Annotated in this window: 9 protein-coding genes; all 9 read left to right on the top strand. The window is 56.3% G+C overall.

Going from position 1 to position 13,022, the window contains the following annotated elements:
- The first annotated feature begins 19 nt into the window (after window positions 1-19).
- The gene (gene dppA, locus AAH450_RS15920) at window positions 20-1,624 is read left to right on the top strand and encodes a dipeptide ABC transporter periplasmic-binding protein DppA (protein ID WP_342911076.1); all 1,605 of its coding nucleotides are present in this window, start codon (window positions 20-22) and stop codon (window positions 1,622-1,624) included.
- Window positions 1,625-1,823: 199 nt separating this feature from the next.
- Complete coding sequence (dppB, locus tag AAH450_RS15915; protein WP_342911075.1) at window positions 1,824-2,843, top strand: dipeptide ABC transporter permease DppB; 1,020 nt, start codon at window positions 1,824-1,826, stop codon at window positions 2,841-2,843.
- 10 nt (window positions 2,844-2,853) lie between these two features.
- Entirely contained in the window at window positions 2,854-3,756 is a 903-nt protein-coding gene (gene dppC, locus AAH450_RS15910) for a dipeptide ABC transporter permease DppC (RefSeq protein WP_342911074.1), read from the top strand.
- Window positions 3,757-3,767: 11 nt separating this feature from the next.
- Complete coding sequence (gene dppD, locus AAH450_RS15905) at window positions 3,768-4,754, top strand: dipeptide ABC transporter ATP-binding protein (protein ID WP_342911073.1); 987 nt, start codon at window positions 3,768-3,770, stop codon at window positions 4,752-4,754.
- Entirely contained in the window at window positions 4,744-5,748 is a 1,005-nt protein-coding gene (dppF, locus tag AAH450_RS15900) for a dipeptide ABC transporter ATP-binding subunit DppF (protein WP_342911072.1), read from the top strand. Before dppD ends, dppF begins: the two co-directional genes overlap by 11 nt.
- Window positions 5,749-6,208: 460 nt before the next feature.
- The gene (gene bcsO, locus AAH450_RS15895) at window positions 6,209-7,072 is read left to right on the top strand and encodes a cellulose biosynthesis protein BcsO (protein WP_342911071.1); all 864 of its coding nucleotides are present in this window, start codon (window positions 6,209-6,211) and stop codon (window positions 7,070-7,072) included.
- Complete coding sequence (gene bcsQ, locus AAH450_RS15890) at window positions 7,063-7,860, top strand: cellulose biosynthesis protein BcsQ (protein WP_342911070.1); 798 nt, start codon at window positions 7,063-7,065, stop codon at window positions 7,858-7,860. The genes bcsO and bcsQ overlap by 10 nt, the downstream gene beginning before the upstream one ends.
- A gap of 90 nt (window positions 7,861-7,950) precedes the next feature.
- Entirely contained in the window at window positions 7,951-10,053 is a 2,103-nt protein-coding gene (bcsA, locus tag AAH450_RS15885) for a UDP-forming cellulose synthase catalytic subunit (protein WP_342911069.1), read from the top strand.
- Window positions 10,054-10,415: 362 nt separating this feature from the next.
- Window positions 10,416-13,019: a cellulose biosynthesis cyclic di-GMP-binding regulatory protein BcsB gene (gene bcsB, locus AAH450_RS15880; protein WP_463322741.1), complete on the top strand. Its 2,604-nt coding sequence runs from the start codon at window positions 10,416-10,418 to the stop codon at window positions 13,017-13,019.
- Window positions 13,020-13,022 lie beyond the last annotated feature (3 nt).

Raw genomic sequence — 13,022 nt, 5'->3', positions numbered from 1 at the left:
TCACAATTGGAGCAGAAGCATGCGTATTTCTAAAACAGGGATGCTGAAGGTAGGTCTGAGCCTGATCGCTCTGACCGTTGCCGCTGGCGTCCAGGCTAAGACCCTTGTTTATTGTTCAGAAGGGTCGCCTGAAGGCTTTAACCCACAGCTCTTCACTTCCGGCACCACTTACGATGCCAGCTCTGTACCGATCTATAACCGTCTGGTTGAATTCAAAATCGGCACCACCGAACTGCAACCAGGTCTGGCGGAAAAATGGGACGTGAGCGAAGATGGCAAGACCTACACCTTCCATCTGCGCAAGGGCGTGAAGTGGCAGACCACCAAAGATTTTAAGCCGACGCGTGACTTCAACGCGGATGACGTGGTGTTCTCTTTCGAGCGTCAGCTGGATACCAAAAACAAATATCACGGCGTCTCTGGCGGCAGCTATGAGTACTTCGAAGGCATGGATATGCCGAAGCTTATCAGCAAAATTGAGAAAGTGGACGAGAACACCGTGCGCTTTGTGCTGACGCGTCCGGAGGCTCCTTTCCTGGCTGACCTGGGCATGGACTTCGCTTCAATCCTCTCTGCGGAATATGCGGATAACATGCTGAAAGCGGGTACCCCGGAAAAAATCGACCTGAACCCGGTCGGTACCGGCCCGTTCCAGCTGCTGCAATACCAGAAAGACTCGCGCATTCTCTACAAAGCGTTTGACCAGTTCTGGGGCACCAAGCCAAAAATCGATCGTCTGGTCTTCTCCATCACCCCGGACGCCTCCGTGCGTTACGCCAAGCTGCAAAAAGGCGAATGTCAGGTGATGCCGTACCCGAACCCGGCTGATATCGCCCGCATGAAGGAAGATAAAAATATCAACCTGATGCAGATGCCAGGCCTGAACGTCGGCTATCTCTCCTTCAACACCGAGAAAAAACCGCTGGATAACCTGAAAGTGCGTCAGGCGCTGACCATGGCGGTCAACAAGAAGGCGATTATCGAGGCAGTTTATCAGGGTGCTGGCCAGGCGGCTAAAAACCTGATCCCACCAACCATGTGGGGCTACAACGACTCGGTGCAGGATTACCCTTACGACACGGCGAAAGCGAAAGAGCTGCTGAAAGAAGCGGGCATGCCAGACGGTTTCTCTATCGACCTCTGGGCGATGCCGGTACAGCGTCCTTACAACCCTAACGCGCGTCGTATGGCTGAAATGATCCAGAACGACTGGGCGAAAATTGGCGTGAAGGCCAAAATCGTCACCTACGAGTGGGGCGAATACCTGAAGCGTGCTAAAGCGGGTGAGCACCAGACCGTTATGATGGGCTGGACGGGTGATAATGGGGATCCGGATAACTTCTTCGCCACCCTGTTCAGCTGTGTCGCCGCTAAAGATGGTTCCAACTACTCTCGCTGGTGCTACAAGCCGTTTGAAGATCAGATTCAGCCAGCCCGTGCTGAAGCCGATCACAACAAACGAATTGAATACTACAAACAGGCTCAGGTTGTGATGCATGACCAGGCGCCTGCGCTGATTATCGCGCACTCTACGGTGTACGAGCCAGTCAGCAAAAAAGTGTCCGGCTATGTGGTTGATCCATTAGGTAAACATCACTTCGAGAATGTTGATATTCAGGAATAACAGTCGGGGCCGGTCGGCCCCCTCTCGCCCCCTGTCGGGCCGGTCTTTTCCGGCCCCTCTCTAAGTCGTACCGCTCGGAAGCAAAAGAATTGTCTGTGCGCCCTACGGGGCGTCGCGGGGGAGAATATCCGCCGCAAGATGTGAGCAAATATAATCCTTCAGGCCATGAGTCTGCGGGAACTAAAAGAGAATCCGGAATATGTTGCAGTTCATACTCCGACGTCTGGGACTTGTTATCCCGACGTTTATTGGCATCACCCTGTTAACCTTCGCGTTTGTGCATATGATCCCGGGCGACCCGGTGCTGATTATGGCTGGCGAACGCGGTATCTCTCCAGAACGTCACGCGCAGTTGCTGGCCCAGATGGGTCTGGACAAGCCGCTGTGGCAACAATATGTCTCCTACGTCTATGGCGTGCTCCATGGCGATTTGGGCATCTCACTGAAAAGCCGCATCCCGGTCTGGCAGGAATTCGTTCCCCGCTTTAAAGCGACGCTGGAACTCGGTTTCTGCGCCATGATTTTCGCCGTTGCGGTGGGCATCCCGGTTGGGGTTCTGGCTGCGGTGAAGCGCGGTTCCATTTTTGATCACACCGCCGTTGGCATCTCGCTGACTGGCTATTCCATGCCGATTTTCTGGTGGGGAATGATGCTGATCATGCTGGTTTCCGTGCAGCTGAACCTGACGCCGGTTTCGGGGCGAATAGGCGATACGGTCTTCCTTGATGACACCCAGCCGCTGACCGGCTTTATGCTGATCGATACCCTGTTCTGGGGCGAGCCGGGCGACTTCAAAGATGCGGTGATGCATATGATCCTGCCTGCCATCGTGCTGGGCACGATCCCGCTGGCCGTTATCGTGCGTATGACCCGTTCCGCGATGCTGGAAGTGCTGGGCGAAGACTACATTCGTACCGCGCGTGCCAAGGGGCTGACGAGAATGCGCGTTATTGTGGTTCATGCGCTGCGCAACGCCATGCTGCCTGTGGTGACCGTGATCGGTTTGCAGGTCGGAACGCTGCTGGCCGGAGCCATTCTGACCGAAACCATCTTCTCCTGGCCGGGTCTGGGCCGCTGGCTGATCGATGCGCTTCAGCGTCGTGACTATCCGGTGGTGCAGGGCGGCGTGCTGATGGTGGCCATTCTGATTATCGCCGTCAACCTGCTGGTTGATGTGCTCTACGGCGTGGTTAACCCGCGCATTCGCCACAAGAAATAAGGGGGCCAGGATGTCTTTAGTTGATCCAGGCAGCGTGAGCGCTGCACCCAAGCCCATGACCCCTCTACAGGAGTTCTGGCACTATTTTAAACGTAATAAAGGCGCGGTTATCGGGCTGGTTTACGTGGTTTTAATGTTCCTTATCGCGATTTTCGCTAACTTCGTCGCGCCACATGCCCCTTCCGAGCAGTTCCGTGATGCGCTGCTGCACCCGCCGGTCTGGCAGGATGGCGGTAGCTGGAAGTTTATCTTCGGTACGGATGACGTGGGCCGTGATGTGCTTTCCCGCCTGATGTATGGCGCGCGGCTGTCGCTGCTGGTTGGCTGTCTGGTGGTGGTGCTGTCGCTGATCCTGGGCGTGATCTTTGGCCTGATCGCCGGTTACGTGGGCGGCGTAACGGATGCCGTTATTATGCGTCTGGTGGATATCATGCTGGCGCTGCCAAGCCTGCTGCTGGCGTTGGTGCTGGTGGCTATCTTCGGGCCTTCTATCGTCAACGCCTCCATAGCGCTGACCTTTGTCGCCCTGCCGCACTATATCCGCCTGACGCGTGCAGCGGTGCTGGTCGAGGTGAACCGCGATTACGTCACCGCCTCCAATGTGGCCGGTGCGGGCGCGCTGCGTCAGATGTTCATCAATATTTTACCAAACTGCCTGGCACCGCTGATCGTGCAGGCTTCTCTGGGCTTCTCCAACGCAATCCTCGATATGGCTGCGCTGGGCTTCCTGGGTATGGGTGCGCAGCCGCCAACGCCGGAGTGGGGCACGATGCTCTCCGACGTGTTGCAGTATGCGCAAAGTGCCTGGTGGGTAGTTACCTTCCCTGGGGTGGCGATCCTGCTGACCGTACTGGCATTTAACCTGATGGGCGACGGCTTACGCGACGCGCTCGACCCGAAACTCAAGCAGTAAAGAGGCACCAGATGGCACTATTAAATGTAGACAAACTGTCGGTGCATTTCGGCGACGAGAAGGCACCGTTTCGCGCGGTAGACCGCATCAGCTACCAGGTTGAACAGGGCCAGGTAGTGGGCATTGTGGGGGAGTCTGGCTCCGGTAAATCGGTCAGCTCGCTGGCGATTATGGGGCTGATTGATTTCCCCGGCAAAGTGATGGCGGAAAAGCTGGAGTTCAACCAGCGGGACCTGAAACGCATCTCTGAAAAAGAGCGCCGCCAGCTGGTAGGCTCGGAAGTGGCGATGATTTTCCAGGACCCGATGACCAGCCTTAACCCCTGCTATACCGTGGGTTTCCAGATTATGGAAGCGATCAAGGTTCATCAGGGCGGCAACAAGAAAACACGCTACCAGCGTGCAATCGATCTGCTGAACCAGGTGGGTATTCCTGACCCCGCTTCCCGTCTTGATGTTTATCCGCATCAGCTCTCTGGCGGCATGAGCCAGCGCGTGATGATCGCCATGGCGATTGCCTGTCGGCCAAAGCTGCTGATTGCTGATGAACCCACCACCGCGCTGGATGTGACCATTCAGGCGCAGATCATTGAGCTGCTGCTCGATCTGCAACGCCAGGAGAACATGGCGCTGATCCTGATCACTCACGATCTGGCGCTGGTGGCCGAAGCTGCCCAACATATCATCGTGATGTACGCCGGACAGGTAGTGGAAACCGGTAAAGCGGTTGATATCTTTAAGGCGCCGCGTCATCCCTATACGCAGGCTCTGCTGCGTGCGCTGCCTGAGTTTGCCGCTGACAAAGCGCGGCTCGCGTCGCTGCCGGGCGTTGTGCCGGGTAAATATGACCGTCCGACCGGCTGCCTGCTGAACCCACGCTGCCCCTATGCGACTGACCGTTGTCGTGTTGAAGAGCCTGAACTCCGTGATATTCCGGGGCGTCAGTCCAAATGCCATTACCCTCTGGATGATGCCGGGAGACCAACTTATGAATCCTGAACAAAACTCTGCGCTGCTGATGCAGGCGATCGATCTGAAAAAGCATTACCCGGTGAAGAAAGGGATGTTTGGCCAGGAGCGGTTGGTGAAGGCGCTGGATGGCGTCTCCTTTAACCTGGAGCGGGGTAAAACGCTGGCAGTAGTTGGCGAGTCTGGCTGTGGTAAATCCACGCTGGGTCGCCTGCTGACCATGATTGAAACCCCAACCGAAGGCCAGCTTTTCTATCAGGGGCAGGATCTGCTTAAACACGATCCGGCGGCGCAAAAGCTGCGTCGTCAGAAAATCCAGATTGTGTTTCAGAACCCGTATGGCTCGCTGAACCCGCGTAAGAAGGTCAGCCAGATCCTGGAAGAGCCGCTGCTGATTAATACCTCTCTGAGCAAAGCAGAGCGCCGCGAAAAAACGCTGGCGATGATGGCGAAGGTGGGCCTGAAGACCGAGCATTACGATCGCTATCCGCATATGTTTTCTGGCGGCCAGCGCCAGCGTATTGCGATTGCACGCGGCCTGATGCTGGATCCGGACGTGCTGATTGCCGATGAACCCGTGTCGGCGCTGGACGTCTCGGTGCGTGCTCAGGTGCTTAACCTGATGATGGATTTACAGCAGGAGCTGGGACTCTCATACGTCTTTATCTCGCACGATCTGTCAGTGGTAGAGCACATTGCGGACGAAGTGATGGTGATGTATCTGGGGCGCTGCGTGGAGAGGGGCACCAAAGAGGCGATCTTTGCGAACCCGCGTCATCCCTACACGCAGGCGCTGCTCTCTGCCACGCCACGTCTGAATCCGGATGAGCGCCGTGAACGCATTAAGCTGACCGGGGAGCTGCCAAGTCCGTTAAGCCCGCCGCCAGGCTGTGCGTTCAACGCCCGCTGTCGCCGTCGTTTCGGACCCTGTACTCAGCTTCAGCCGCAGCTTAAGCAGTATGGTGAGCAGCAGATTGCCTGCTTCGCCGTTGACCAGGATGAAGGTCAGCCGGTCGGCAACTAAAGCGGCCGGCAGGGCAGAAGGGCGAACCCAGGGTTCGCCCTTTTTTATTGATTGAAATTATAAGAAAAAGAGGCGGTTATCCGCAGACTCCACCCGTTGCACTCAGGCCATTGCTTTCTGCTGACTTCACTTTGTTTCAGGGCCACCGGATAAAGTAGGGGGGCAGGGCCAGTGAAAAGTGACTTATGTCAAATATTTACCTCTGCCAGCACAATCTTTGATAACTTCTTCTAAAGTATTGCTAAACTTAAAAAAGAAGGGTATTTCCTCTCTCTGGTCGCACTCATCACATCGCAAAATTATTTAATTAACCCGACGAAATTATTTAATTAAGAAAAATAATAACAAAGTTGATTGATAGTCTGCGTATTCATTTATTTTATCTGTGTTGAAGAGTTAATTATTCACTCCACTGACGCTTAACGGGCGATAAGAATAATCTGATGCAAATAATGTTTATATGCTATATTGCCGCAAAATCCCCCCACTCCTCGCGATCGCTCCCATGAAAAGTTATGATGATCTGCAGCGTTTTAAAGAAAAAACGCAAACAAACCATATCGAATTCAAGGACATGTCTGAACAGACAAAGAATTCAGACGGTGCCAACTGGGCGATCATCAAACAGCTGATGAACGAGGGGGCGGAAGCGGCATTGGGTAACGGTCAGCTGACTGATATCGCTGCGCCACAGCCCATTACCAATGACACTTTTACGGCGGAACATGCCTCTTTACAGTCGCTGCCGACGCAGCCTCACTCGCTGAGGCCACAGCCTGTGGCGCAGGCTTCTGCACAGCCGCACCGCGTTGCGGCCTTTGTGGCAAAACCGGCTGCCGCGCAGGTTGGGGCTTCGCTGCTGGAAAGCATCTCTGCTTCGCTGAAGCCTGTTCCCGCACAGGAACCCGCGCCAGCAGAGCCTGCAACTGCCGCCGCAGAGTTCCTGTCGACGACAAACCCTTTAGCCGCAGCGCAGGCATTTAATCCGCTGGCAGCACGGCTGGCTCAGACGGTAAATGCATCAGCCACAGCGCAGGCAGCCAGTCCGCTGGCGCAACCGTCTCAGGCGGTAAATCCGTTAGCCACAGCCCAGGCCACCGTGCCAGCGTCGGCTTCGTCTCTGCTGGCTTCGCTGGCAGCGGCGCCTTCTGCCGCCACAACCCCTTTTGCAGCGGCCACTCCGCAGCCGGTCGCGACTGCGCAACCCACAGCGGATCAGCTGCCACGCTTCAGGCAGCTGTTCAGTGCAGAGCCAGCGTCAGTGGCGATTTCTAAAGATACTTTGCTGCAACCTCTGCTGGAGAGAATTGCCTCATGCCGTTAGTTTGCGTTTGTTCTCCCAAAGGTGGCGTGGGTAAAACCACTATGGCTGCCAACCTGGCTTACACCCTTGCCCGTGGCGGCAGTAAAGTGCTGGCTATCGACTTTGATGTGCAAAACGCTCTGCGTCTGCACTTTGGTGTGCCGCTCTCTGATGGCCGCGGCTATGTGGCTAAATCGGCAGAATCGCCGGACTGGAGCCAGTCAATTTTAACCACCGGCGGCAACATTTTTGTGCTGCCTTATGGTGACGTCACGGAAGAACAGCGGGTTGAGTTTGAAAATAATTTATCCCGCGATCCCAACTTCCTTACCCGCGGCCTGCATACCGTTCTCAACTATCCTGGCCTGGTGATTGTGGCTGATTTTCCGCCAGGGCCGGGTCCCGCCCTCAAGGCCATGACCGATCTTGCCGATTTACACCTTGTAGTGATGCTGGCGGATACCGCTTCGCTGTCACTGTTGCCGCAGATCGAAAACGACAAGATGATTGGCGGCGCGCTTAATCACCGCTCAGGTCACTACTTTGTGCTGAACCAGAGTGACAGCCGCCGCAATATCAGTCGTGACGTGACCGCCTTTATGCAACAGCGGCTGGGCGACCGGTTGCTCGGCGTGGTAAATCGCGATGAGAGCGTGGCGGAAGCCAATGCCTCGCAGCAGTCTGTCTTTGATTTCAGCCCGGTTTCCGCTGCCGCTTTTGATATTGAGATTGTCGGCAAGCGTATTGCCGCCCTGCTCAATATCACCGTAGGCGATGGTGAAATGCAGGCTCCGCTGAGATCGCGTTAATCGACGGCGGTGCCGTCGGGTAAGGATGCCTGAAACACCGTGGTGCGTTCGCTGCGGTAAAATACTAGTTCCGTTTTTTCAGGATGACTCATGAAAAAAGTCCTGTACTACCTGCTGCTGTTGGTATTATTCCCGCTCGCCGCAGTGATTGTTATCACGCCTATGGACAGCCAGAAGCAGTATATTTTTGGCCTGATCTCCATTGCCATTCTTATTCTTCTCGGCTTCGGTAAGAGCCGTAAAATCTCTATGGTAATGGTGTTCCTCTCGGCATTAATGTCGACGCGCTATATTTACTGGCGCGCTACCGAAACGCTCTCGTTTAATTCGGAAGTTGAAGCCATTCTCGGCATCGGATTATTTCTTGCCGAGGTCTATGTCTGGCTGATCCTGATCCTGGGCTACCTGCAAACATCATGGCCGCTTAAGAGAGCTATCGAGCCGATGCCAGAGGACATTAACTTATGGCCGACCGTGGATATCTACGTGCCGAGCTATAACGAAAGCCTTGATGTGGTGCGGGACACCGTACTTGCCGCGCAGTGTATTGACTATCCGCGCGACAAAATCAAAATCTATCTGCTGGATGACGGCAAGCGTAGCGAGTTTGCGGTGTTCGCTGCCGACGCGGGCGTGGGCTACATCACGCGTGATGATAACCGCCATGCAAAAGCGGGTAACCTTAACCACGCCATGCGCATCACCAAAGGTGAGCTGATTACCGTTTTTGACTGTGACCATGTTGCCACCCGTGCCTTTTTGCAGGCGACGGTTGCGCCGTTCCTGCGCGACCCCAAACTGGCCCTGTTACAGACGCCACACTACTTCTATTCCCCGGACCCATTTGAACGCAACCTGAAGGCCGCGCGTGAAATCCCGAATGAAGGTGCGCTGTTCTACGGCCCGGTACAGCAGGGTAATGATAACTGGAACGCGACCTTCTTCTGTGGCTCCTGTGCGGTTATCCGCCGTTCAGCGCTGGAAGAGATTGGCGGCTTCGCCACGGAAACCGTGACCGAAGATGCCCACACGGCGCTGAAAATGCAGCGTCGCGGCTGGAAATCAGCCTTCCTGGCGCTGCCGCTGGCCGCTGGTCTGGCAACAGAGCGTCTGGGTCTGCATATCATTCAGCGTACCCGCTGGGCGCGTGGCATGACGCAGATTTTCCGCGTGGATAACCCCCTGTTTGGCCGTGGCCTGAAATGGCAGCAGCGTCTCTGCTACCTGAACGCCATGCTGCACTTCCAGTTTGGCCTGCCGCGGGTGATCTTCCTGACCGCACCGCTGGCCTACCTGCTGTTTAACCTGAACATTATTCACTCTTCGGCCAGCCTGATTTTTGCCTACGTGCTGCCGCACCTGGTGATGTCGCTCTACGTCAACTCCCGTATGAATGGCCGCTTTCGCGCCACCTTCTGGGGCGAGATTTACGAAACGGTGATGGCCTTCCATCTGGTTATTCCGACGATCCTGACCATGATTTCGCCAAGGCACGGCAAATTCAACGTAACGGATAAGGGCGGTCTGCTGGATGTGGGCTTCTTTGACTTCAACATTGTGCGTCCTCACGTTATCTGCGCCGCACTGCTGCTGATTGGTGTGGTGAGCGGCATTGTTCGCGCCGTGGCGCATGACTACTTCGGCGTGGATCCTTACGTGATTGCGCTGAACGTCGGCTGGGCGATATTCAGCCTGATTATTCTGATGGCGGCGATTGCCGTAGCGCGTGAGACCAGGCAGACGCGTAAAACTATCCGCGTTGAAGTCAGCCTTCCCGTGGTGCTGCATTACGCCAGCGGGATCTCCTCACGCACCACCACCGTGAATCTGTCGATGGGTGGCGCGCAGGTTGTGGCACCGGATAACCGTCATGAGACAGATGCCATTGAAGCCATTGATGTGATGCTGCAATCCGGCACGATCTCTATTCCGGTGGGCATTATCGGCGCTGAAGATGGCGTGATCCGGCTTAAGTTTGACGATATGCCGCTCTCGCGCCGTCGTGAACTGGTGCGCGTGGTGCTTTCCCGCGCCGACGCCTGGATTAAACCGGAAGGGCCGAAAGACAAACCTTTCCGTTCCCTGATAACCATTATTCGTACCGTATTTGAACTGTTCTGGCTGACCTGGAAAGACCGCCGCGCTAAGCGTCAGCGTCAGGCCGTGAAGGCTGAAGAGGATGGCGTGGCATGAAGCGACTGATATTACCTGCGCTCTGTTTTACCGGCGTACTGACGCTGGGCAGCGTCTGGGCCGCGTCTGAAGGGGTAACTCAGGACAGCAGTGCGCTGTCACAGATCCCGCCGCCGGCGGGCGTCGGCGAACCTTCTGCGGCGCAAACCACCACGCCTGGTGATTATTCTGCTCAGATGAATCAGGCAAATAGCAACGCCGCGGCCATGCCGTGGCGTCAGCCAGCCGATCCGGCGGCAGGTACGCCTGCGTCGTCGGCCGGGCAAAGTTCGCCAGTGATGGGACAAGGCTCGCCTTCAGCAGAGCAAGGTTCACCCGCGACAGGACAGGGTTCGTTCTCAGCAGAGCAAAGTTCGCCAGTGATGGGACAAGACTCGCCTTCAGCAGAGCAAGGTTCGCCAGCGACAGGACAGGGTTCGTTCTCAGCAGAGCAAAGTCCGCCAGTGATGGGACAAGGCTCGCCTTCAGCAGAGCAAGGTTCGCCCGCGACAGGACAGGGTTCGTTCTCAGCAGAGCAAGGTTCGCCCGCGACAGGACAGGGTTTGTTCTCAGCAGAGCAAAGTTCGCCAGCAACAGGACAAGACTCGCCTTCAGCAGAGCAAGGTTCGCCAGCGACAGGGCAGGATTTCTCCTCAGCAGAGCAAAATTCCCCAGCGATGCAACAGGGTTCGCCAGCAGTTGAACAGTACGCCCCGGCCGGAGCACCCTCGCAATCAGATCCAGCGACCGGCCTGCCTGCGGGCCTGCCGCCGCTGCCTGCGCCCGTAGTCAGCGCACCGGCTGCCAGCACCACTATGCTGAATCAGCCGCTTTCCAGCACCGTTTCGGTCGGCCAGATGGGGCAGACTAACGGTATCTTACTCACCGGCGGTCAGTTGCAGTCCGGGATTGTCTTCACGCTGCCAACGGATGAAGTGATCACCAACGCGCGGCTCAACCTGTCGCTTAAAGTGTCGCCAGCCCTCGCCGCCCGTAATACCTCACTGCAATTAATGCTGAATGGCCAGCCGCTGGGCACCCTGCCGCTGAGTGCCTCAGACAATGCCAGCGAAGATTATCAGCTCGATATTCCCGCCGCGATGGTGGTCTCCAGCAACAACCTGAGCTTTAAAATTAACGATGCCGACCAGCTGCTGTGTGAGCGCGACAGTGCCAGCCAGTATCAGGTCACTATCCTGCCGAAAACCACGCTGTCGCTGGAAGGGCAGCAGCTCAATATTGGCAACGTGCTGCGTAATTTCCCGCGTCCGTTTATCGATCCGCTGCGCATGACGCCATCAGTGGTGACGATGGTCTTTGGTCAGGCCGTTTCGCCGGGCGAAGTCAGCGCGGCGGCCATCGTCTCCTCCTGGATGGGCATTCAGACCGACTACCGTGGCATCAGCTTCCCGGTACTGCGTAACGAGCTGCCGGAGAAAAACGGTATTGTGTTTGCGCGCCCCGGACAAATGGTCGCAGGCATCGCCATACCAAACGTGACCGGCCCGGTTCTGCAAATTATGGATAACCCGGTAAACCCGGTTTATAAGCTGATGCTGGTGATCGGCAAAACGGACGATCAGCTCCGGCAGGCCGCCTGGCGTCTGACGCAGCCGCTGAGCGTGGATGTTCCCTCTCTGGCCGTGGCCACGCAAAACATCCCGGTCAGCAAGCCCTATGACGCCCCTCGCTGGATCAACACCGATCGTCCGGTTCGCCTCAGCGATCTGCTGCGTAAAGATCAAAGCATGACCACCACCGGGATCTGGCACGATGCGCTGCGGGTGAATTTCCGCGCCGCGCCGGATCTCTTCCTGTGGGATGGCGACACCATACCGGTGGAGCTGAACTACCGTTTTCCCTCTGAAACCTGGATTGATGAAGATAAATCCTTCCTCAACGTCACTCTGAACGGCACTTTCCTGCGCAATTTGTCGGTGAACAAAGAGGGGCTGCTGGAGAATATCTGGCACCGTCTGGGCGGCGATGCACGTCAGGAAAATTACACCCTGAAGCTCGATCCCTACCTGATTTATGGCGATAACCAGTTGCAGCTCTACTTCAACATCAAACCCAAAGAGGATGCGCCCTGTAGCGTGCTGACCAACAACAACATCAAGAGCCGCATCGAAGACAACGCCTATATTGACCTGAGCAATACGCGTCACTTTACGCTGTTGCCAAACCTCTCTTACTTTGTTGGCGCCTCTTTTCCGTTCACCCGGCTGGCGGACTACTCGCAGACCGTGCTGCTGCTGCCCTCCATGCCAGGCAATACTGAAATCAGTACGCTGCTGGAGATGGCTGGTCGTTCAGGTAATGCCACTGGCGTCGCGCTGAGCCATAACAGCGTGATGTTTGGCATCCCGGCGGGCGGTACCGCGCTGGAGCGTTTGCGGCACAGCGACGTGCTGGCTGTTTCCACGCTTTCTCAGACCGCCTTTAACCAGGCTATGTTGCAGGGCACCGCTTACGAGTTAAACGGCCATACGCTGGGTGTTAAGGAGCCAACGCTGCTGGATAACCTGCGCGGCTGGCTGACCGGCGACTGGTATCGTCAGGCCGTTGATGCCGACCGCTACTTCTCTTCCAACGAAGACTGGCGTGGCTTCATCAGCTACGGCTCGCCGTGGAACAATGAACGGCTGGTGGTGATGACAGTGGCAACCGATGATGCACAGCTTTCCCGTCTGCATCGCGATCTGACCTCACCGCGTATTAACGCCGGTATTCGTGGCGACACCGCGATTATTACCGATGAAAACGGCATCCGCAGTTTCCGGGTTGGGGCACAGTTCCCGAGCGGGCAGATGCCGTGGTACATGATGGTTATCTGGTATGCCAGCCAGCATGCCGTTGTGCTGGCATTGCTGGCGCTGCTGTTCTCTGTACTGGTGGGGCTGAGCACCGCCGTGCTGCTGAAGCGTCACGCCTGGAAGCGCCTGAACCCGCAGAATGATCCCTCCCCTGGCGAGAAGAAGTCATGACCA

It is taken from the genome of Erwinia magellanica, assembly GCF_039023495.1.
GTDB lineage: Bacteria > Pseudomonadota > Gammaproteobacteria > Enterobacterales > Enterobacteriaceae > Erwinia.
The sequence above is the reverse complement of the archived record's forward strand: the minus strand, read 5'-3'. Positions and strand labels throughout refer to the sequence as shown.

What these genes read in the sequence shown, in the direction of transcription:
- dppA (WP_342911076.1), top strand. Translation starts at nt 20, where the DNA reads ATGCGTATTTCTAAAACAGGGATGCTGAAGGTAGGTCTGAGCCTGATC.
- dppB (WP_342911075.1), top strand. Translation starts at nt 1,824, where the DNA reads ATGTTGCAGTTCATACTCCGACGTCTGGGACTTGTTATCCCGACGTTT.
- dppC (WP_342911074.1), top strand. Translation starts at nt 2,854, where the DNA reads ATGTCTTTAGTTGATCCAGGCAGCGTGAGCGCTGCACCCAAGCCCATG.
- dppD (WP_342911073.1), top strand. Translation starts at nt 3,768, where the DNA reads ATGGCACTATTAAATGTAGACAAACTGTCGGTGCATTTCGGCGACGAG.
- dppF (WP_342911072.1), top strand. Translation starts at nt 4,744, where the DNA reads ATGAATCCTGAACAAAACTCTGCGCTGCTGATGCAGGCGATCGATCTG.
- bcsO (WP_342911071.1), top strand. Translation starts at nt 6,209, where the DNA reads ATGCTATATTGCCGCAAAATCCCCCCACTCCTCGCGATCGCTCCCATG.
- bcsQ (WP_342911070.1), top strand. Translation starts at nt 7,063, where the DNA reads ATGCCGTTAGTTTGCGTTTGTTCTCCCAAAGGTGGCGTGGGTAAAACC.
- bcsA (WP_342911069.1), top strand. Translation starts at nt 7,951, where the DNA reads ATGAAAAAAGTCCTGTACTACCTGCTGCTGTTGGTATTATTCCCGCTC.
- bcsB (WP_463322741.1), top strand. Translation starts at nt 10,416, where the DNA reads ATGGGACAAGACTCGCCTTCAGCAGAGCAAGGTTCGCCAGCGACAGGA.